The organism is Micromonospora desertarenae (assembly GCF_056150265.1).
The window spans coordinates 589,600-610,976 of the sequence record NZ_JAXCFQ010000002.1 but is presented as its reverse complement, the minus strand read 5'-3'; the positions used below and the strand labels follow the sequence as shown (position 1 = coordinate 610,976).

Below are 21,377 nucleotides of genomic sequence, written 5' to 3'. Positions count from 1 at the left end.
GGACCCGGCCCGGAAACCGCCCGCCGGCACGCTTTGCCGACATGACAGACGGTGCGCGGTCGGCGACTGGGCGGGGGTCAGCGCCCCGGGAGGTGGCGACGCACTGCCCGTACTGCGCCCTCCAGTGCGGGATGACGCTGCGCGAGGAGGCCGGCCGGGTGACGGTGCTGCCCCGGCAGTTCCCCACCAACCGCGGCGGCCTGTGCCAGAAGGGCTGGACCGCCGCCGAGCTGCTCGACCACCCCGAACGGCTGACCACGCCGCTGCTGCGCGACCCCGGCACCGGCGAACTGCGCCCGGCGAGCTGGGAAGCCGCGCTGGACCGGATCGTCACCGGCATCCGCGCCATCCAGCGTGGACACGGCCCGGACGCGGTAGCCGTCTTCGGCGGCGGCGGGCTCACCAACGAGAAGGCGTACGCGCTGGGCAAGTTCGCCCGGGTGGCGCTGCGTACCCGGCACATCGACTACAACGGCCGGTTCTGCATGTCCTCGGCGGCGGCCGCCGGGCTGCGCGCCTTCGGCGTCGACCGGGGCCTGCCGTTCCCGCTGGCCGACCTCGGGCGGGCCGACACGCTGCTGCTGGTCGGGGCGAACCCGGCGGAGACCATGCCCCCGCTGGTGCGCTGGCTGACCGAGCAGCGCGAACGGGGCGGCCGGCTGATCGTGGTCGACCCCCGGGTCACCGCCACCGCCCGGCTGGCCGACCTGCACCTGCAACCGCTGCCCGGCACCGACCTGGCGGTGGCCAACGCGCTGCTGCACATCGCGCTCACCGAGGGCTGGGTCGACCGGGCGTACGTCGACACCCGCACCACCGGCTTCCCGGCCGTCCGGCGCAGCGTGGCGGGCTGGTGGCCGGCCCGCGCCGAGGCGCTGTCCGGGGTGCCGGTGGCCGACCTGGAGGCGACCGCCCGGGCGCTGGGCACCGCCGAGCGGGCCGTCATCCTCACCGCGCGCGGCGCCGAGCAGCACGCCAAGGGCGTGGACACGGTCACCGGCTTCGTGAACCTGGCGCTCGCCCTCGGCCTGCCCGGCCGGCCCGGCTCCGGCTACGGCTGCCTCACCGGCCAGGGCAACGGACAGGGCGGACGGGAGCACGGGCAGAAGGCCGACCAGCTCCCCGGCTACCGGCGGATCGACGACCCGGCGGCCCGGGAGCACGTCGCCGGGGTGTGGGGGGTGCCGGCCGGCGAGCTGCCCGGGCCGGGCGTGCCGGCGTACCGGTTGCTGGACTCGCTGGGCACCCCGGCCGGTCCGAAGGCGCTGCTGGTCTTCGGCTCCAACCCGGTGGTCTCCGCGCCCCGCGCCGCCCGGGTCGAGCGCCGGCTGCGCGACCTCGACCTGCTGGTGGTGGCCGACTTCCTGCTCTCCGAGACGGCCGCGCTGGCCGACGTGGTGCTGCCCACCGCCCAGTGGGCCGAGGAGGACGGCACCATGACCAACCTGGAGGGTCGGGTGCTGCGCCGCCGGGCGCTGCGCGAACCGCCCCCGGGCGTCCGTACCGACCTGGCCGTGCTGGCCGACCTCGCGGCCCGGCTCGCCACCCCCGGCGAGGACGGCGGCGGTGGCGGGGCCGGGGCGGCCAGCGGCGCGGCGGCGCGCTTCCCGACCGACCCGCGGACCGTCTTCGCCGAGCTGCGGCGGGCCTCCGCCGGCGGACCCGCCGACTACGCCGGGGTCAGCTGGGAACGGATCGACGCCGCCGACGGGGTCTGGTGGCCCTGCCCGGACGAGGACGGCCCGGACACCCCCCGCCTCTTCGCCGACCGGTTCGCCACCCCGGACGGGCGGGCCCGGTTCCACCCGGTCGAGCACCGGCTGGCGGCCGAGGAGGTCTGCCCGGAGTACCCGCTGTACTTCACCACCGGCCGGGTGCTCGCCCAGTACCAGTCCGGCACCCAGACCCGGCGGGTGGCGGCGCTGCGCCGGGCCGCCCCGAGCGCCTTCGTCGAGCTGCATCCCGACCTGGCCGACCGGCTCGGGGTGACCGACGGCGAGCCGGTCCGGGTGGTCTCCCGCCGGGGCGAGCTGCGGGCGCCGGCCCGGCTCAGCCCCGGCATCCGGCCGGACACCGTCTTCGCCCCGTTCCACTGGGGCGGCGCCGGGCGGGCCAACTCGGTCACCAACGACGCGGTGGACCCGGTCTCGGGGATGCCGGAATTCAAGATCTGCGCCGTACGGGTGGAGAGGGTGGAACCGTGACCGACCGGGTGGTGATCGTCGGCAACGGGATGGCCGGGGCGCGGCTCGCCAGCGAGCTGCACGCCCGGGGCGGGGACCGCAAGGTCACCGTGCTCGGCGCGGAGCCGCACCGGGCGTACAACCGGATCATGCTGTCCACCCTGCTCGCCGGGAAGGTCGGCGAGCCGGACGTGGAGCTGGCCGAGGTCGCCGGCCAGGGCGTCGACCTGCGCACCGGGGTGACCGTGACGGCCGTCGACCGGACGGCGCGCACGGTGCACACCGCCGACGGCGACCGGATCGGCTACGACCACCTGGTGCTGGCCACCGGCAGCCGGGCCATCGTGCCGCCGCTGCCCGGGCTGGACGGCGACCGGCTGCCCCCGCGGGTGGCCGCGTTCCGCACCCTGGACGACTGCCGGCGGATCCTCGCCGCGGCCCGCGGCGCACGCCGCGCCCTGGTGCTCGGCGGCGGGCTGCTCGGCCTGGAGGCGGCCCGCGGGCTCGCCGCCCGGGGGCTCGACGTCGGCGTGGTGCACCCGGTGCCCTACCTGATGGAGCGGCAGCTCGACCCGGCCGGCGCGGCGGTGCTCGCCGACACGCTCGCCGGCCTCGGCGTGACCACCCACCTGGCGGTGGCCGCCACCGGGCTGGCGGCGGACGCCGACGGGGTGGCGCTGACGCTGGCCGACGGCCGGACGCTCACCGCCGACCTGCTGGTGCTCTCCTGCGGCGTACGCCCCGACACCGCGCTCGCCGCGGCGGCCGGGCTGGCCGTGGAACGCGGCGTGCTGGTGGACGACCGGCTGCGCACCAGCGACCGGCGGATCTCCGCGATCGGCGACTGCGCCCAGCACGACGGCACGCTGACCGGGCTGGTCGCGCCGGCCTGGGCGCAGGCCCGGGTGGTGGCGCAGGTGCTCACCGGGGAGGACCGGCTGGCCCGCTACCGGCCCCGGCCGGTGGTGACCCGGCTCAAGGCCGCCGGCATCGACCTGGCCGCGATGGGCGAGCCGGAGGGCGGCGAGGCGGGTGAGGAGCTGACCTTCGCCGACCCGGCCCGCGGCACGTACGCCCGGTTGCGGATCCGCGACGAGCGGCTGACCGGCGCGATCCTGCTCGGCGACAACCCGGCGGTCGGCACGGTGATCCAGCTCTTCGACCGGGGGCAGCCGGTGCCGGCCGACCGGCGGTCCCTGCTGCTCGGCCGGGCCCTCGGCGCACCCGCCGCGGCGCCGGCCGCCTCCCCGGCGTTGATGCCGGACGCGGCGACCGTGTGCCAGTGCAACAACGTCAGCAAGGGCGCGCTGGTGAGCTGCTGGCGCTCCGGGGCCCGGACGGCCGACGCGGTGGTGGCGGCCACCCGCGCCGGCACCGGCTGCGGCGGCTGCCGGGACGCGGTCACCGGCATCGTCGACTGGCTCTCCGAAGTGGACTCAGTGGAGGTGGCGCGATGAGCGAGCGAACCAGCCGGCTCGGTGCGACGGTGCCGCGGGACGGCAGGCTGGTCGTGGTCGGCAACGGCATGGTCGGGCAGCGCTTCGTCGACGCGCTGCGGGCCCGGGACCCGCAGGGGCGGTGGCGGGTGACGGTGCTCGCCGAGGAGCGCCGCCCGGCGTACGACCGGGTGCGGCTCTCGGCGTTCTTCGACGGGGTGGGCGCCGACGAGCTCGACCTGCACACCCCGCACCCCGGGGTCGAGCTGCGTCTCGGCGAGCCGGCCACCGCGATCGACCGGGACCGGCGGGTGGTGACCACCGCGGCCGGCGAGTACCCGTACGACGTGCTGGTGCTGGCCACCGGGTCGTCCGCCTTCGTGCCGCCGGTCGACGGCGCGGCGCTGCCCGGGGTCTTCGTCTACCGCACCCTGGACGACCTGGAGGCGATCCGCGAGCACGCCCGCGGCCGGCGCACCGGCGCGGTGATCGGCGGTGGCCTGCTCGGGCTGGAGGCGGCGAACGCGCTGCGCCTGCTCGGCCTGGCCACCAGCGTGGTCGAGTTCGCGCCCCGGCTGATGCCGGTGCAGGTCGACACGGCCGGCGGGGCGATGCTCCGCCGCTACGTCGACGAGCTGGGCGTGGCCACCCACCTCGGCACCGCCACCACCGCGATCCGCCCCGGCCCCGACGGCACGGTCGCCGGCCTGGAGCTGGCCGACGGCGGCACCGTCGACGCCGACCTGGTGGTCGTGGCGGCCGGCATCCGCCCCCGCGACGAGCTGGCCCGGGCGGCCGGCCTGCCGCTCGGCCCGCGCGGCGGGGTGCTGGTCGACGGCACCTGCCGCACTGCCGACGAGCGGATCTGGGCGGTCGGCGAGTGTGCCGCGGTGGACGGCACCTGCCACGGCCTGGTCGCCCCCGGCTACGCGATGGCCGAGGTGGTGGCCGACCGGCTGGTCGGCGGCGCGGCCACCTTCCCCGGCGCGGACACCGCCACCAAGCTCAAGCTGCTCGGCGTGGACGTCGCCTCGTTCGGCGACGCGCACGGCACCACCCCCGGCTGCCTGGACGTGACGTTCACCGACCCGGCCACCCGGGTCTACGCCAAGCTGGTCCTCTCCGACGACGCGAAGACCCTGCTCGGCGGGGTGCTGGTGGGCGACGCGAGCGCCTACCCGACGCTGCGGGCCAGCGTCGGCGGGCCGCTGCCGGCTCCCCCGCTGGCGCTGCTCGCCCCCGAGGGCGCGGCGGGCGCGGGGGCCGGCACGCTGCCCGCCGGCGCCCAGGTCTGCTCGTGCAACGCGGTCACCCGGGCCGACATCGACGACGCGATCGCCGGCGGCTGCGCGGACGTGCCGGCGCTCAAGGCGTGCACCCGGGCCGGCACCAGCTGCGGCTCCTGCGTGCCGATGCTCAAGCAGCTGCTGGGCGCGGCCGGGGTGAAGCAGTCGACGGCGCTCTGCGAGCACTTCGACGCCAGCCGGCAGGAGCTGTTCGACATCATCCGGGTCCGCGGCATCCGCACCTTCTCCCGGCTGGTCGCCGAGCACGGCCGGGGTCGCGGCTGCGACATCTGCAAGCCGGTGGTCGCCTCGATCCTCGCCTCGCTCGGCAGCGGGCACGTGCTCGACGGCGAGCAGGCGTCGTTGCAGGACACCAACGACCACTTCCTGGCCAACCTGCAACGCGACGGCAGCTACTCGGTGGTGCCGCGGATCCCGGGCGGCGAGATCACCCCGGAGAAGCTCATCGTGATCGGCGAGGTGGCCCGGGACTTCCGGCTCTACACGAAGATCACCGGCGGGCAGCGGATCGACCTGTTCGGCGCCCGGGTCGAGCAACTGCCGCGGATCTGGCGGCGGCTGGTGGACGCCGGCTTCGAGTCCGGGCACGCGTACGGCAAGGCGCTGCGGACGGTGAAGTCCTGCGTCGGCTCCACCTGGTGCCGGTACGGGGTGCAGGACTCGGTCGGGCTGGCCATCGCGCTGGAGCTGCGCTACCGGGGACTGCGCGCCCCACACAAGATCAAGTCAGCGGTCTCCGGCTGCGCCCGGGAGTGCGCCGAGGCCCGCAGCAAGGACTTCGGCATCATCGCCACGGAGACCGGCTGGAACCTCTACGTCGGCGGCAACGGCGGCTTCCGGCCCCGGCACGCCGACCTGTTCGCCACCGACCTGTCCACCGAGGCGCTGACCACGCTGATCGACCGGTTCCTCATGTACTACATCCGCACCGCCGACCGGCTGCAACGCACCGCCGCCTGGATCGAGGCGATGGACGGCGGCCTGGACCACCTGCGCTCGGTGATCGTGGACGACTCGCTCGGCCTCTGCGCCGAACTGGACGCCGCGATGGCCCGGCACGTCGAGTCCTACTCGGACGAGTGGCGCGACGTGCTCGACGACCCGGACCGGCTGCGCCGGTTCACCTCCTTCGTCAACGCTCCCGACGTGCCCGACCCGTCCATCAGCTTCACCCTCGAACGCGGCCAGCCGGTGCCGGCCGGCGGACCGCCGCCGGCCGCCCGGCAGCCGGTCGCGCTGGGACTGCCGGAGGTGCGCCGATGACCACGATGCTGCTGAGCTGGATCCCGGTCTGCCCGCTGGACCGGCTGGAACCGGACCGGGGCGTCGCCGCGCTGGTCGACGGCGTGCAGGTGGCGCTCTTCCGCACCGCCGGCGAACTGTTCGCGGTGGACAACCTCGACCCGGTCGGCGGGGCGTACGTGCTCTCCCGGGGGATCGTGGGCAGCCGGGGCGGGGTGCCGACCGTCGCCTCGCCGCTGCACAAGCAGGTCTACGACCTGCGTACCGGGGCCTGCCTCGACCTGCCGGGGGTGTCCGTGCCGCGGCACGACGTGCGGTGCCGGGCCGGCGTGGTCGAGGTGCGGCTGCGACAGGAGGGGTGAATGCGCGACGAACTGGCCGGCTTCACCATCGGGGTGACCGCCGACCGGCGGCGGGACGAACTGGCCGCGCTGCTGCAACGGCGGGGGGCCCGGGTGGTGCTCGCCCCGGCCCTGCGGATCGTGCCGCTGGCCGACGACACCGAACTGCGCGAGGCCACCCGGGCCTGCCTGGACCGGCCGCCGGACATCGTGATGGCGAACACCGGCATCGGGATGCGCGGCTGGCTGGAGGCGGCCGAGGGCTGGGGGCTGGCGGAGCCGCTGCGCTCGGTGCTCGCCGAGGCGTACGTGGTGGCCCGGGGGCCGAAGGCACGCGGGGCGATCCGCGCCGCCGGCCTGCACGACCAGTGGTCACCGGCCTCGGAGAGCTGCGACGAGGTGGTCGACCACCTGCGCCGGCGCGGCGTGGCCGGGCAGGTGATCGCCATGCAGCTGCACGGCGAGCGGCAGCCGGAGTGCACCCTCGCCCTGGAGGCGGCCGGGGCCACGGTGATCGAGGTGCCGGTCTACCGGTGGGCGCCGCCCACCGACCCGGCCCCGCTGCACCGGCTGATCGACCTGGTCGCCGCGCGGCTGGTCGACGCGGTCACCTTCACCTCGGCCCCGGCGGCGGAGGCGCTGCTGCGCGCCGCCGGCGACCGCACCGAGGCGGTGCTGGCGGCGTTCCGCAGCGACGTGCTGGCCAGCTGCGTCGGGTCGGTGACCGCGGAGCCGCTGCTGCGCCGGGGGGTGCCGGTGAGTGCGCCCGGTCGGGCCCGGCTGGGCGCGCTGGTGCGGACCATCGTCGACGAGCTGCCCCGCCGGACGGTCAGCCTGAAGGCGGCCGGCCACCTGCTCACCCTGCGCGGGCACGCCGCCGTGGTCGACGGCGAACTGCGCCCGCTGGCGCCCGCCCCGATGGCGGTGCTGCGGGCGCTGGCGCACTCCCCCGGCCGGGTGCTGTCCCGCACCGCGCTGCTGCGCACGCTGCCCCGCGGCGCGGACGAGCACGCCGTGGAGATGGCGGTGGCCCGGCTCCGTGCCGGCCTGCGCGCTCCCCGCGTCGTGCAGACCGTCGTCAAGCGCGGCTACCGGCTCCGCGTCGACTAGTCCCGGCCGGGCCGGGTCAGCCGACCGGGGTCGGGAAGCCGCGACCGTGTTCCGCCTGCAACCGCAGCATGGCGTGCTCGACGACGGTCACCAGCACCTGCTTCACCGACTCGCGCCGCCGGGCGTCGCACATCACCAGCGGCACGTCCGGCGGGATCGCCAGCGCCTCGCGGACCTCGCCCAGCTCGTACTCGGGGGCGCCGTCGAACCGGTTCAGCGCCACCACGTACGGCAGCTTGCGGTTCTCGAAGTAGTCCAGCGGCGCGAAGGCGTCGGTGATCCGGCGGGTGTCCACCAGCACCGCGGCGCCCACCGCGCCCCGGATGATCTCGTCCCACATGAACCAGAAACGGGTCTGGCCCGGCGTGCCGAAGAGGTAGAGGATCAGGTCCTGGGCCATGGTGATCCGGCCGAAGTCCATGGCGACCGTGGTGGTCTCCTTGCCGGGCACCTTCGACGGGTCGTCGATGCCGACGCCGGCCGCCGTCATCACCGCCTCGGTGGTCAGCGGAGTGATCTCGGAGATCGCGCCGACCAGGGTCGTCTTGCCCACGCCGAAGCCGCCCGCGACCACGATCTTCGCGGAGATGATCTCCCGGCTGCGGCTCGCCCCGGCGGGGTCATAGTTCGCGAAGTCCACTTAGCACCCTTCCAAGCAGGTTCATCCGCTCCTCGTAGCCCTCGGCCGGAGCGGCGGTGTGTAGCGTCAGCAGGCCCTCGGCCACCATGTCGGCGACCAGCACCCGGGCGACCCCCAACGGCATCCGGGTGTACGCGGCGATCTCCGCCAGCGACTGCGCCCGGCCTTCGCAGACCGTGGCGATGCGGTGCTTGTCGTGCCCGGCGAACCGGGACTCGGCCACCGCCGTGGGACTGGCGGAGAGCACCGCCTCCAGGGCGATGACCTGCCGGGGCTCGGTGCGACCGCGGGTGACCGCGTACGGGCGCACGAGCTCGCCACGCGGGTCCGCACGGCGGTGGTCCATCCGCGGTCACCTCCTCTCCCCGACCGGAGCCCGACGGCCCCGGATCACGTGTCCCTGGTCGACGCGCGAGCCGGCGCGTCGCCGCCGGCTACGACCGCACCGCGTCCCGGGGCAGCGGCACCAGCGCGGCGCCGACCCGCTCGACCAGCAGTGCCATCTCGTAGCCGACCTGACCGACGTCGCAGCTGCGGGCCGCGAGCACGGCCATCGACGAGCCGTCGCTGATGGACATCAGGAACAGGTAGCCGCTGTCCATCTCGATGACCGTCTGCAGCACGCCGCCGGCGCTGAACATCCGCGCCGCGCCCTCGGTCAGGCTGACCACGCCGGAGGTGATCGCCGCCAGCTGGTCCGCCCGGTCCGCCGGCAGGTCCCGGGAGGAGGCGAGCAGCAGCCCGTCGGCGGACACCGCCACCACGTGGGCGATACCCGCCACGCTGTCGGCGAAGTTGGTGAGCAGCCAACCCATGTCCTGCATCGCAGCTGGCCTGTTCATCGGCTCGTCTCCTTGGTCGAGGTGCTGTTCTGGTCCGTCCCGGCCGACCGGCCGCGCTGTACGCCGCGGTGGTAGGCCGACAACAGGCCGCGTACGTCGTCCGGGGTGCGCCGGGTCCGTGCCCGGCCACCGCGCGGTTCGATGCCGCCCGGCACCAGCTGCGCCTGCGGGACCCGCTTGGGCAGCCCGGACCGGGTGGTTCCGCCGGCGGTGGGCTCGGCCGCCCGGCTGGCCCGGGACCAGCCCTCGTCGGCCGCCGTCCGCCAGGCCTCCGGGTCCGCCGCGGCGGCCGACGCCGCCGGGGTGGACGCGTCCGCGGCCGGTGGAGTGTACGACGGTGGCGGGGGCTGGGCGGGCGGCGGCGTGGCCGACGCCCCGGGGGAGCGGGTGGGCAGCGGTGGCCGCGCGGGCGTGGCCGCCGCCGGTTGCTGCGCCCCGGCCCCCGCGGTGGCGGACGGGTCCTGGTCGAAGTTGGGCCGGGCGAAGATGGTCGTCACGTCGTCGCCGTGCGAGCGGAACCAGACCGCTTCCATCTCCCGGAAGATCGGCGCCTCGGCCGGCTGCTCCGGGCGCGGAGTGATCGGCGCGGGAGGCGGCGCCAGGGGCGCGGTGGCGGCCAGGTCGGCGCCCAGCCCCCGGCCGAAGCCGGCGCTGGGGACGCCGCCGCCCGGGGCGCCGCCGGTCGCCGCGATCGGGCTCGTCGCGGGCGTGGTGGCGGCGGTGCCGGCGACCGGGCCGGCCGGCAGGAGCGGCCCGCCCTCGGCCGCCGCACCCGGGGTACGCCGGGGCAGCCGGTCCAGCGTGGAGCGACCGCCGGCCGGCGTGCCGGCCTGGTCGGCGCCGAAGCCCGGGATGGCCGGCGGCGGCGGGGGGAGCGTCGGGTGGGTGGCCGGCAGGCCACCGGCCTGCACCGGGGCGGCCGTCTCCCGGGCCTGCTCCCGGGCCGGCCACGGCGCCGGCGCCGCCGGTTCGGTGCGCCACTGGTCGGGCAGGGTGGCCGCGGCGGTACGCCCGGCGAGCGGCTCGCCGAGCCCGGCGGTGGTCAGCGGGCTCTGCTCGACCGCGAGCGGCTGGCGCGGCCGGGTGATGGCCTGCTCGCGGTTGCGCAGGCTCGGCAGCACCACCGTGGCGGCGGGCAGCGTCACCTGGGCGACGGTGCCGCCCTCGACGTTGCGCCGCAGGTCCACCCGGATGCCGTAGCGGGCCGCGAGCCGGCTCACCACGGCCAGACCCATCAGCCGGAAGGCCGCGACGTCGACGCTCGGCGGGGCGGCCAGCCGCCGGTTGAGCGAGTCGAGCTGCTCGTCGGAGAGGCCCAGACCGCGGTCCTCGACCTGGATCAGCACGTAGTCGCGGATCCGTCGGCCGTCCGCCACCACGACGGTGTTCGGCGGCGAGAACCGGGTGGCGTTGTCGAGCAGTTCGGCGACCAGCCGGACCACGTCGTTGACCGCGTGCGCGGCGACCGAGACGTCGGTGTCGACGGTGCCGAACTCGATCCGGTTGTAGAGCTCCACCTCGGACTGCGCGGCCCGCAGCACGTCCACCAGGAGGGCGTCGTCGCGGCGCGGCACGGCGGAGTCGGCGCCGGCCAGCACCAGCAGGTTCTCGTCGTTGCGGCGCATCCGGGTGGCCAGGTGGTCCAGCTCGAAGAGCTGGGCCAGCCGCTTCGGGTCCTCCTCGCCGCGCTCGATCGCGTCCAGCTCGCCGATCATGCGGTCGACCAGGGTCTGACTACGGCGGGCCAGGTTCAGGAACATCGCCGAGACGCTGGTGCGCAGCGCGGCCTGTTCGGCCGCGACCCGGACCGCCTCCTTGTGGACCACGTTGAAGGCGAGCGCGACCTGGCCCACCTCGTCCCGGCTGTCCAGCTTGATCGGATCCCGGACCTCGCGGACGATCTCGTCGACGCCGCCATCGGAGACGCTGCCCATGTTCTGCAGCCGCTGCACCGCGTCCGGCAGGTCGTGGTTGGCCACCGAGAGCGCGCCCTCGCGCAGCCGGCGCAGCGAGTGGTTGAGCGAGCGGGCCAGCACCACCGCGAGCGTGACCGCGATGAGCAGGGTGAGCAGCACCAGCACCGATTCGATGACGGCCTGCCGGATCACCGCCGAGCGGGCGTCCTCGGCCTGGGCGAGCAGCCGGTCCTGCAGCCGGATCTCGGCCCACCGCATCAGGTCGTTGACGGCGCCGATGGCGGTGGTGGCGTCCTGGGCGCTGACCAGGGGACGCTGCCCGACCGAGCGGGTGATGTCGGCGGTCAGCCGGTCGGCCAGCACGACCGCGTCGCCGGAGACGGTGCTGTCGACCAGGGCGCGCTGGGCCGGGTCGGCGGCCAGCGAGAAGGCGATCAGCGCCTCCTGCTGGCTGGTCTGGGTGGCCACGAACGAGGAGAACTGCTCCTCGTCGAGTTCGCCGCTGCTGAGCGCGGTGAACGCGACGGACTCCTGCTCGGCGACCGCCGCCTTGGCGCGGGCGAAGGCCGCGACCGCCCGCCGGCTGTCCGACAACTCCTCGTCGCCGGGGAGTTGGGCGAGCCCGTCGCCGTAGGCGACCAGGTCCGCGACGATCACCCCGTAGCGCAGCGCCGCCTCGGCGACCGCCATCTGCTGCCGGTCCAGCACCTCCTGCCGGGTGCTGTCCAGCGTCTCCAGGTGGCTGTCGATGGTCGCCAGCCGGTCCCGGACCGCCGCCGGCGGCGTGCCGATGCGCTCCCGCTCCGCGCGGTACTCGTCGACCCGCTGCTGGGTCTGGCGCACCCGCAGGTTGAACGCGTCGGCCTGCTGCTGCGGGCTGGCCAGGAAGGCCGACGCCGCCATCCGCTCGGCGTGCACGGCCTGGGTGAGCGCGGAGACGTCGATGGAGAGCGCGGTGAGGGCCCGGGCCCGGGTGGCGTCGAAGGCCCCCTCACCCACGGAGACCAGCCGGACGGTGGCGAGCGCGATCACGGCCGCGACCGGCACCACGAGGATCAGCGCGAGCTTGGACCGGATCCGGACGTCGCGCAGGCGGGGCATTCGCCGGCGGGTGCGCGAACGCTTGTCGCCACTTTCGGGCAGGGTCGTCGGTCCGGTGCTCACGACATCGCCTCCGTCGTTTCTCCCACGCCTGACCCACCGACCCGTGCCTGGTGCAGCGGCCAGCGCCACGCGCGGCACGGGCGAGATTTCATCAGACGAGAAGTTTTTTGGGAAGCCGCAGGCGGGCAGGAAACGGTCGCACGGCACGCAACCCGTGATCCGGTCAACTGATACCTACATTTCCCCAAGCCCGTGAACAGGGCATGTGACTTCAGAGTGGTCATACGTGCCGGTAGCGTGAGCGTTTGCAAACATCTCGTGACCCCAACATGTGGGATCCGTATCCCGAAATGCCTCCGGCCACTGCCGCTTGACCGCAGCGCGCGGCGTTGGCATGGTTTTGCAGGCTTCGCGCACACCGTACGGCAGAAACCATACCGTCCCTCCACTGAGGACGGATTACCCGGCGGTGACCGGGCAGTAGTGCCCGGGCCGCACCTGGAGGACTGAGTTGAGCCCCATCCGCTCCGCGACCGCCGCGGCGCTCGCATCGGCCGTGCTGGCCACCACACTCACCGGCTGCCAGTTCGGCGCGGAGGAGCAGGACACAAGCCCCATCGTCATCGGTGCGGACCTCGAACTCTCCGGGGCGGCCGCGCCGGTCGGCAAGGCGTACCAGCGGGCCCTGGAACTCAAGGTCGACCAGCTGAACTCGTCCGGTGCGCTGAACGGCCGGAAGATCGAGCTGAAGGTGAAGGACAACCGGTCCGACGCGAGCGAGTCGCTGCGCAACATCGGCGAATTCAGCGACGATTCCCGGGTCAGCGCGATCATCATGGGCGGCTGCAACGAGTGCGCCGTCGGCGCCGCCCGGACCATCGACGAGAAGCGCATCCCCACCATCGCCCTCGCCGCTGCCGGTGCGGTGGCCGACCCGGTGGCCCAGCGCCGGTACGTGTTCAAGCTGGCCCCGAACGCGGCCGACAGCGCCGCCGCCCTCACCGCCGAAATGCGCCGCGCCGGCGTCCGCAAGGTCGGCGTGCTGCACAGCGACGACGACTACGGCCGCGAGGGGCTGGCCGCGCTGAACCGCGAGTTCGCCAAGGCGAACATCAAGTCGCAGCGCGAGGTGGCGGTGCGGAACACCGCCACCGAGGTCGGCCAGCAGATCGGCGTCCTCACCGCGCGCGAGCCGGACGCGCTGGTCGTGTGGACCCCGCCGGAGCAGGCGATGCTCGCCGCGACCGCGGCCCAGCAGGCCGGTTTCGAGGGCTCGCTCTTCTTCGACGCCTCGGCTGCCGGCGACCTCTTCCTCGGCACCGCGGCGCGGGCCACCGAACGGGCCACGCTGATCTTCACCCAGACCATGGTGATCGATGACGTGATCGCCACCACTCCGGCGAAGGCGGCCCGCCGGCAGTGGTTCCAGGACTACACCGCCCGCTTCGGCGGCTACCACGGCTCGTCGTCGTTCGCCGCGGACGCGGTGCAGCTCATCGCCGACGCCGAACTGCGCGCCGGCGGGCCGGCCGGGCAGGTCAACCGGGACGGCATCCGGGACGTGCTGGAGACGTCGCAGATGGACGGCCTGTCCGGGCCGATCCGGATGACCCCGGACAACCACTCCGGGCTGATGCCGCAGGCGCTCACCACGCTGGTGGCGCGGAACGGGCGTTGGCGGTTGGCTGGCTGATCTTCGGGCTCTGGTGGTTCTGCCGCTGGCTGGTTTCGTCGTGGGCGCGGTGGGGTGTGGCCTACCGTGCCCGGCTCCGGGCGGTCAAACTTGATCCCTGCGCCGGGCACGGTAGGCCACACACCCCGTGGTTGCCGGGCGTCGTGGACGGCTGCGGGCCGGTCTCCCATTCGGGGGGCCGGCCCGCCACACGTTGCGGTGGGGGATCTCCCACCGTCCCGTGTCGACGTATCCGTTGTCGGTCAGCGGCTGCTGGTGGTTTCGCGGAGCCAGGGGAGGGCCAGGCGCTCGACCAGGGAGAGGGCGCTGTAGAGCAGGATGCTCATCGCCGCGATCAGCACGATGGCGGCCCAGGCGGTCGCGGTGTCGCCGATGCCGTTGTACTGGAGGATCTGGTAGCCCAGGCCCGGCAGGTCCGAGTAGAACTCGCCGATCACCGCGCCGATCGCGGCCAGCGGCATCGCCACCTTCAGCCCGACGAAGATCTGCGGCAGCGCGGCCGGGAAGCGCACCTTGCGGAACGCCTGCCACCAGGAGGCGTTCAGCGACCGGGCCAGCTCGGCCAGGTCCGCCGGGGTGGTGGTGAGACCGGTCGCCGTGGAGAGCACGATCGGAAAGAAGCAGAGCAGGAAGACCATGGTCAGGATGGGCTTCTCACCCCAGCCGACCGAGACCACCAGCAGCGGGCCGAGAGCGATCTTCGGCACCGCGTTGACCGCCACCAGCAGCGGCGCGAACATCCGCTCGACCCGGCGGGAGGCGGCCAGCGCCATCCCGATCAGCACCCCGGCGACCGCCGAGAGCAGGAAGCCGACCAGCGTCATCAGGGTGGTCCAGCCCAACGCCGGCAGCAGCACGTCGACCGTCGAGGTCAGCGAGCTCCACACCGCCTGCGGTGGCGGCAGGGACGCCGGATGCACCAGTTCCAGCACCGAGGTGACCAGCCACCAGGCGGTCAGCGCGATCACCAGGCCGAGCAGCGGCAGGCCCACCGCTCCCGGGCGTACGTCCGACCGGCGGGCGGCCGGGACCGCCGGCGCCGTGGTGGACGCCCCCGGGGGTGCGCCGGGGTCCGTCGCCCGCCCCGCCCCGGTGGGGCCGGATCGGGTACCGGTCGTCTCCGTCACGGGTCCTCCTCTCCTGCCGGCCGCGGCCGGCACGCGACGGGGGTGCGCCCCCGGGGCATCCCGGTGGGCCGCACCCCCGCGGCACGCTCGACGTCGATCAGGCCTTCGGCGCGAGGTTGAAGTCGATGATCTGGTCGGGGGTGATGTTCTGCTTGAGCGACCCGGCGCCCTGCAGGATCGCGATGCTCTTGGCGACCCGGCCGCTGTCCAGGGTGCCGATCGCGGTGCCCGAGTTGCTGGACCGGACGTAGCCGGCCATCAGCTGAAGCTCGGCGGCGGCCGCGTCGATGTTGGTCGCGTCCACGTTCTTCTTCAGCAGCTCGGCCGCCTCCTTCGGGTTGGTCAGGCTGTACTCCAGGCCCTTGAGCAGGGCGGCGGTGAACCGCTTGACCATCTCCGGCTTCTCCTTGGCGATCTTCGCCGAGGTGATCAGCACGTTGCCGTACAGGTCCTGCATCACGTTGCTGTAGGGCAGCAGGACGGCCTTCTTCTTGGTGACCGCCTCGATGGTCGGCTGCCCGACGACGAACTGCCCGATGCCGTCCACCTGGCCGCTGGCCAGCATGCCCATCAGGCCCTGGGCATCACCGTTGACCCAGGTCACCTTGTTGGCGTCCACGCCGGCCATCCGGGCGTACGTCGGGAACAGGTTGCGGACCACGGAGCCGGGGGTGTCGGCGAGCTTCTTGCCCTCCAGGTCCTTCGGCGACGCGACGTTCTTACCCTCGACGGTGGCGATCGCGGCCATGGTGCGCTGCTGGATGGCGGCCACCGCGACGAAGTCCTTCGCCTGGCCGTTGCCGAGCTGGAGCAGGCCACCGGTCAGGTCGATCGGGCCGAACTGAGCCTGGCCCCCGACGATCGTCTGGATGACGGCGCCGGTGCCCTGGCCGGGCTTGATCTCGACGTCGAAGCCCGCGTCCTTGAAGAAGCCCTTCTCCTTCGCGACCCAGGCGTAGGAGTCGCGGCCGAAGTTGCCGAACGAGGTGAGGTAGGTCACCTTCTCCAGCGCCGCGCCCTCGGGGCCCTTGGCGTCGTCGCCGTTGTCCGAACCACCGCCGCATGCCGAAACCAGAGCCAGCGCGGTGGCCAGGGCGGCCGTGGCGACCGTACGGGTCAGCCTTCTCATCAGTGCACCATGTCCTTTCCGACCGGGGCCGGCGGGCCACCGGAGGGGTTGTCTGACGGCGTCGGCGGAGGGGGTGAAGCCGACACCACCGTCGTGAGGGGACTCTTCGCGGGCACAGCGTACGAGAACCAGACCTTTGTGATGCCAGGCGTACCGGGTTGCGGAACGGAAACAAAGTGACGTCCACCCCGGACGGTGCGTCATGGACACGAGCCGGATACCCTGTGCCGCGTTACTGATCGCCCAGTCAGGGAGGGCCGCCGGGGATGATCCGACTGTCCGGGGTGTCCCGCACCTTCGACGGCCGCAGCGGCCGGGTCGAGGCGCTGCGCGGCATCGACCTCCACGTCGCGGAGGGCGAGTTCGTGGCCGTGCTCGGCCGCTCCGGCTGCGGCAAGTCCACCCTGCTCCGGTTGATCGCCGGCCTGCTCCCGGTGACCAGCGGCGAGATCACCGTGGCCGGTACGCCGATCACCCGCCCGCGCCGGGACATCGCGATGCTCTTCCAGCGGCCCGCCCTGCTGCCCTGGCGCACGGTGCTGGACAACGTCCTGCTGCCGGTGGAGATCTTCGGCTGGAAGCGGGCCAAGCACCGGGAGCGGGCCCGGCAACTGCTCGACCTGGCCGGCCTCGGCGGCTTCGAGAAGCGCCTGCCGCACGAGCTCTCCGGCGGCATGCAGCAGCGGGTCTCGCTGTGCCGGTCGCTGATCGGCGAGCCGCGGGTGATGCTGATGGACGAGCCGTTCTCCGCGCTCGACGCGCTCACCCGGGAGGAACTCGCCGGCGAGCTCCAGCGGATCCACATGGAGAGTTCGCCCAGCGTCGTCTTCGTCACCCACTCGATCGACGAGGCGGTCCTGCTGGCCGACCGGGTGGTGGTGCTCAGCCCCCGCCCCGGCCGGATCCGCCGGATCCTGGACGTGAACATCCCGCGGCCGCGCACCCTGGGCCGCAACGCGCACCTGGCCGACGTCGCCCAGGTCAGCGCCGACCTGCACGAGCTGCTCATGGAGCGGGACGCGCCGGCGCCCGCCGGCGCGGAGGGACGATAACCGTGCGGGTCTGCGTCTTCACCGAGCCGCACCGCGGCGCCAGCTACGACGACCAGCTCCGGTTCGCCCGGCTGGCCGAGGCGGGCGGCTTCGAGGGCTTCTTCCGGGCCGACCACTACCAGTCGATGGGCGACGACCCGGGCCTGCCCGGCCCCACGGACGCCTGGCTGACCCTGGCCGCGCTGGCCCGGGAGACCACCCGGATCCGGCTCGGCACCCTGGTCACCTCGGCCACCTTCCGGCTGCCCGGCCCGCTGGCCGTGATGGTGGCCCAGGTCGACCAGATGAGTGGCGGCCGGGTCGAGCTGGGCATCGGCGCCGGCTGGTACGAGCGGGAACACACCTCGTACGGCATCCCGTTCCCCGGCGTGACCGAGCGGTTCGACCGGCTGGCCGAACAGCTAGAGGTGATCACCGGGCTGTGGCGGACCCCGCCCGGCGAGACGTACAGCTTCACCGGCGCCCACTACCGGCTGGTGGACGCGCCAGCGCTGCCGAAGCCGGTGCAGCGCCCCGGGCCGCCGGTGATCATCGGCGGGCGCGGTCCGAAGCGCACCCCGGAACTGGCCGCCCGGTACGCGGACGAGTTCAACATGCCGTTCAAGTCGGTGGCCGAGACCGCCGACGCGTACGAGCGGGTGCGGGAGGCCAGCGACCGGACCGGACGGGCCACGTCCGGGCGGGCGCCGCTGGTGCTCTCCGCCGGGATCGTGGTGGCGATCGGCCGCACCGACGCCGAGGCCCAGCGGCGGGCCGCCCCGCTGCACGTCAAGAGCGCCCTCCCGCCGGAGGACCCGGTGGTGGGCTCGCCGGCGCAACTGGTCGACCGGATCGGCGAGTTCGCCGCCGCCGGCGCGACCCGGGTGCACCTGCGCCTGATCGACTTCGCCGACCTGGACCACCTCGAGCTCATCGCCGCCGAGGTGCTCCCCCACCTGGACGGAGACCGATGACCGAGGTGATCGAGGAGCACGAGCTCGGGCCGGTGGGCCAGGAGATCGTGTACGAGAACGACCGGGTACGGGTGTGGCACATCCGGCTCGAACCCGGCGAGCGGCAGCCGCTGCACCGGCACGACCACCCGTACCTGGTGGTGGCGATCCAGGGCGCGAAGAACGTGGTGCAGACGATCGACGGCACCCGGATCGACGCCGACGAGCCGACCGGCGGCGTGGTCTACCGGGACCCGGGCGCCATCCACATGCTCACCAACGTCGGGGACACCACCTACCTGGCTCGCCTCGTCGAACTCAAGTAGACCCGCCGCGAGCAGGGCCGCCACGCCGCACGGCGCGCCGGTGGCGATCGGGCGCACCGGACCGTAACGTGCCGGACATGGCCTTTCGGACCTGGAGCAGACTGCTGCTCACGGCGCTCGGGGTGAGCCTGCTGGCCGGCGCCGGTCAGCTCGGCCTCGCGTACGGCTTCGGCATCCTGCGGCTCACCGGCAGCTTCACCGGTGTCACCGTCAACCAGTGGCCGGCCCAGCTCGTCTGGGTGGGCTGGTGCGCGGCGAACGCCGCGGTGATCGGTGCCGTCCTCACCGAACGCGTCGCCCGGCGGGACGGGGCGCTCACCGGCACCGGACGGCAGTTGGCCGTCGCGGCCGCCGCCGCGCTCGGCGCCACCGTGGTCGCGCCCCTGTGCATGCAGCCCGCCCGGGCCGCCGAGCTCATCTCCGTCGACCCGGTCTGGGCGGTCGGCATCTGCGCCGTCCTCGGCGCGGTGGTGGGCGCGGGTGCCGCGCTGGCCGTCCTGCTGAAGCCGCCGGTCGGCTGGAACATGGCAGCGGTCGCCGGGACGCTCTGGCTGCTCGCGCTGCTGTCGGCCGTACCGTCGTTCTCCGCGACCGGCGCGCTGCCGCTGGTCCGGCTCGGGGTCTTCGAGCCCGCCTGGCTCGACGCGGACGCGGCCCAGCGCCTGGCGATGCTGGTGCTGCCCACCATCGCCCTGCTCGCCGGCGCGGCGACCGGGGCGCTGGCCCGCTGGCGCGGGCACCCGCCGCTGGTGGCCGGGGCGACCGGGGTGGCCGGACCGGTGCTGGTGGCGTTCGGCTACCTGGCCGCCGGTCCCGGTGACGCCGTCGACCGCTACCAGCTCGCGCCCTACTACGGCGCCCTGCTCGCGGTCGCCGCCGGCGCGCTCGGCTCGGCCGCCGCCGCGCTGGCGCGCCGGCCGTCCGGCGCGGCCGCTCCCGCGCCCCGGGCCATCGAGCCGACCGACATCCTGCGGCCGCTGCCCGCCGGCCCGGCCCTGCCCGGCGCGGCCGAGGCGGGACCGGAGCGGGCCGACCGGGCCGGCGGACCGGCCGGTGTCCGGGTGGCCGGCGCCGACCTGGCCGCCCGGCCCGAGGCGGGCGCGGTGGGCACCGCGCCCGGCACCGAACCAGCGGGTCAGGCCACCCCGCCGCACTGGGACTGGCCGGCGACCGGCACGACCGGCGCGACCGGCGTCCCGCCCCGCACCGCCGACCGCGGCGCGGACGCCGCCACCGACCCGGCGGCGGACCGGGCGACCGGGGTGGATGCCGTGGCCGCGCCGGCCCCCGCCCCACGCCCCGCACACCCGGCCGAGCCGGTGACGGCGGTGACGGCGGTGACGGGTGACCTGCCGGGCGACCCGGCACCGGCCAGCGCCGCGCACGCCGGTGGCATGGCGACGAGGGCGCCGGGCGACCCGGCGAGCGGCACCCCGGCGGGCGGGCAGTCGGAGCCCGTCGCGGCGGACGACGCGGCCGAGCAGCCCGGCGGCGCCGGGCGGACGAGGAAGGGGCGGTCGTCCCGCGCCACGGCGGCCCCGGCGGCCGGCCGGTCGACCCGCCGGGCAACCGCCGCCGAGGAGCCGGCGACCGCCGCGTCGACCGACGCGGACGCGGTCGCCGCGACGCCCGCCGAGCCCGCCCCGCGGCCCCGCCGGACCCGTAAGGCGAAGGCCACCGCCAAGCGTGCCGACGCGACCACCCCGACCGCCGACCCGGCGGCGGCCGGCGCCCCGTCCGCCGGGACGCCGGCGCCCGGCGGCGCCGCGACCAGCCCAGCGTCCAGCGGTACGTCGGCCGGTCCGGCGTCCGGTGACGCTTCGACCGGACCGGCACCCGACGGCGCTCCGGCCGGCGGCGGCGCTTCGGTCAGCCCGGTGTTCAGCGGCGCCTCCACCGGACCGGCACCGGACAGCGCCCCGACCAGCCCGGCCGGCGGCGGCGCTTCGACCGGCCCGGCGGCGTCCGGCAGGGCCTCGGTCAGCCCGGCCGCGTCCGGCCGCGTACCGACCAGCCCGGCGGCACCGGGCGGTGCTTCGACCGGGTCGGCGCCGGCCGCACCGCTCGGCGCCACGGCCGACCCGGCCACGACCGGCGGCGCGGACGCCACCGGTACCCCGATCACCGGCATCGAAGCGGCGGCGACCGCGGTGCCGTCCGGGCCCACCACCGAACCCACGCCCGCCGGCGCGGACCCCGCCACCGGGCCCACGCCCCCGACCGGGGACGGCGCACCGGCGGCCGGCAAGCGGCGCGAGGGGACGCGCGAACCGGCCCGACCGGTCCTCAAGCCGGTACCGGCACCCGCCACGCCCACTGCCGACCGGCCGGCCGCCCCGCGCTCCAGCTGGCCGGTCGCACCGGCGTGGTCGGCGCCGCCCCGGCCCACCTCCGCCGAGCGGGACGAGGCGACCGCCGTACCCGAGGACACGACCGGGCACCGGCCCCGGCACCGCGCCCCCCTGCCCGACCTCGACCGGGCCGCGAGCTGGGAGGCCCTGGCCACCGCCCGGCGCGCCGGCCCGACGGCACCCACGGACGCCACATCGGAGGGACCGGCCGGCGGCGAGGACACGACGCCCGATGGCGCGGCGGCCGGCGCGGGCGAACAGAACGGCGGGCGGCTCCGCGGCCGGCTCGGGCTGTTCCGGCGCAACCGGGCCCGGACGACCGACGAGAGCGGCGCCGGCGAGACCGAGGCGGAGCCGCTGGCGGCGCAGGACGAGGAGTACGTCGACTGGGTGGCCGGGCTGGGCCGCCCGCTGGCGGACAACGAGCCGGAGCAGGAGAGCGGCCGCCGCTCGCTGCGCTCCAGCGGCCGCCACCACCGCGACTGACGTGGTGTGGGTGCGGTTGTCGTCGCTGGAGCGACAACGACCGCACCCACAACGCCGGTCACACGGTCGGCAGCCGGCTCCACCACGGAGAACCACTTTCACCGGCCGTCACCCCGCCGGCGGCGCGACGTGCGTCGCCGCGACCGGCCGGCCCGCGCGG

At 75.3% G+C, this 21,377-nt stretch carries 16 protein-coding genes; 10 read left to right on the top strand and 6 right to left on the bottom strand.

What is annotated here, in order from left to right:
* The first annotated feature begins 131 nt into the window (after window positions 1–131).
* The 5 genes from SM577_RS05915 to SM577_RS05895 are packed head-to-tail and all read left to right on the top strand — an operon-like array spanning window position 132 to window position 7,619.
* On the top strand, window positions 132–2,204 hold the full coding sequence (locus tag SM577_RS05915; RefSeq protein WP_474586453.1) for a molybdopterin oxidoreductase family protein: 2,073 nt from the start codon (window positions 132–134) through the stop codon (window positions 2,202–2,204).
* Window positions 2,201–3,640 carry an FAD-dependent oxidoreductase gene (locus SM577_RS05910; protein ID WP_474586440.1) on the top strand — a complete coding sequence of 480 codons (1,440 nt, stop codon included), beginning with the start codon at window positions 2,201–2,203 and terminating at the stop codon, window positions 3,638–3,640. The genes SM577_RS05915 and SM577_RS05910 overlap by 4 nt, the downstream gene beginning before the upstream one ends.
* Window positions 3,637–6,189: a nitrite reductase large subunit NirB gene (nirB, locus tag SM577_RS05905; RefSeq protein ID WP_474586439.1), complete on the top strand. Its 2,553-nt coding sequence runs from the start codon at window positions 3,637–3,639 to the stop codon at window positions 6,187–6,189. Before SM577_RS05910 ends, nirB begins: the two co-directional genes overlap by 4 nt.
* Window positions 6,186–6,530 carry a nitrite reductase small subunit NirD gene (gene nirD / locus SM577_RS05900; RefSeq protein ID WP_302919492.1) on the top strand — a complete coding sequence of 115 codons (345 nt, stop codon included), beginning with the start codon at window positions 6,186–6,188 and terminating at the stop codon, window positions 6,528–6,530. The genes nirB and nirD overlap by 4 nt, the downstream gene beginning before the upstream one ends.
* Window positions 6,531–7,619: a uroporphyrinogen-III synthase gene (locus SM577_RS05895; protein ID WP_302919493.1), complete on the top strand. Its 1,089-nt coding sequence runs from the start codon at window positions 6,531–6,533 to the stop codon at window positions 7,617–7,619.
* A 16-nt stretch (window positions 7,620–7,635) separates the two neighbouring features.
* On the opposite strand, the gene SM577_RS05890 is transcribed toward SM577_RS05895, so the two are convergent.
* The 4 genes from SM577_RS05890 to SM577_RS05875 form a co-directional block, all read right to left on the bottom strand.
* Complete coding sequence (locus SM577_RS05890; protein ID WP_302919494.1) at window positions 7,636–8,259, bottom strand: GTP-binding protein; 624 nt, start codon at window positions 8,257–8,259, stop codon at window positions 7,636–7,638.
* Entirely contained in the window at window positions 8,240–8,605 is a 366-nt protein-coding gene (locus tag SM577_RS05885) for a DUF742 domain-containing protein (RefSeq protein WP_302919495.1), read from the bottom strand. Before SM577_RS05885 ends, SM577_RS05890 begins: the two co-directional genes overlap by 20 nt.
* An 88-nt stretch (window positions 8,606–8,693) precedes the next feature.
* Window positions 8,694–9,101, bottom strand: coding sequence for a roadblock/LC7 domain-containing protein (locus SM577_RS05880; RefSeq protein WP_030329975.1), 408 nt, complete (start codon window positions 9,099–9,101; stop codon window positions 8,694–8,696).
* Window positions 9,098–12,181 (bottom strand): sensor histidine kinase, encoded by a 3,084-nt coding sequence (locus SM577_RS05875; protein ID WP_474586438.1) that lies wholly within the window; start codon window positions 12,179–12,181, stop codon window positions 9,098–9,100. The genes SM577_RS05880 and SM577_RS05875 overlap by 4 nt, the downstream gene beginning before the upstream one ends.
* 451 nt (window positions 12,182–12,632) lie before the next feature.
* Between SM577_RS05875 and SM577_RS05870 the strand changes: the two genes are divergently transcribed.
* The gene (locus SM577_RS05870) at window positions 12,633–13,814 is read left to right on the top strand and encodes an ABC transporter substrate-binding protein (protein WP_474581498.1); all 1,182 of its coding nucleotides are present in this window, start codon (window positions 12,633–12,635) and stop codon (window positions 13,812–13,814) included.
* Window positions 13,815–14,056: 242 nt separating this feature from the next.
* On the opposite strand, the gene SM577_RS05865 is transcribed toward SM577_RS05870, so the two are convergent.
* Together SM577_RS05865 and SM577_RS05860 are read right to left on the bottom strand one after the other, a co-directional pair.
* Window positions 14,057–14,941 (bottom strand): ABC transporter permease, encoded by an 885-nt coding sequence (locus SM577_RS05865; protein WP_302919498.1) that lies wholly within the window; start codon window positions 14,939–14,941, stop codon window positions 14,057–14,059.
* Window positions 14,942–15,038: 97 nt separating this feature from the next.
* A complete protein-coding gene (locus tag SM577_RS05860; protein ID WP_302919499.1) occupies window positions 15,039–16,070 on the bottom strand; it encodes an ABC transporter substrate-binding protein in 1,032 nt (343 codons plus the stop codon).
* A 266-nt stretch (window positions 16,071–16,336) separates the two neighbouring features.
* On the opposite strand from SM577_RS05860, the gene SM577_RS05855 reads away from it, so the two are divergent.
* From SM577_RS05855 to SM577_RS05840, 4 genes are all read left to right on the top strand, one after another.
* Entirely contained in the window at window positions 16,337–17,122 is a 786-nt protein-coding gene (locus tag SM577_RS05855; protein ID WP_302919500.1) for an ABC transporter ATP-binding protein, read from the top strand.
* A 2-nt stretch (window positions 17,123–17,124) separates the two neighbouring features.
* Window positions 17,125–18,075: an LLM class F420-dependent oxidoreductase gene (locus tag SM577_RS05850; RefSeq protein WP_302919501.1), complete on the top strand. Its 951-nt coding sequence runs from the start codon at window positions 17,125–17,127 to the stop codon at window positions 18,073–18,075.
* A complete protein-coding gene (locus SM577_RS05845) occupies window positions 18,072–18,380 on the top strand; it encodes a cupin domain-containing protein (protein WP_302919502.1) in 309 nt (102 codons plus the stop codon). The genes SM577_RS05850 and SM577_RS05845 overlap by 4 nt, the downstream gene beginning before the upstream one ends.
* A 77-nt stretch (window positions 18,381–18,457) precedes the next feature.
* Complete coding sequence (locus SM577_RS05840; RefSeq protein WP_302919503.1) at window positions 18,458–21,217, top strand: hypothetical protein; 2,760 nt, start codon at window positions 18,458–18,460, stop codon at window positions 21,215–21,217.
* Window positions 21,218–21,377: the final 160 nt, after the last annotated feature.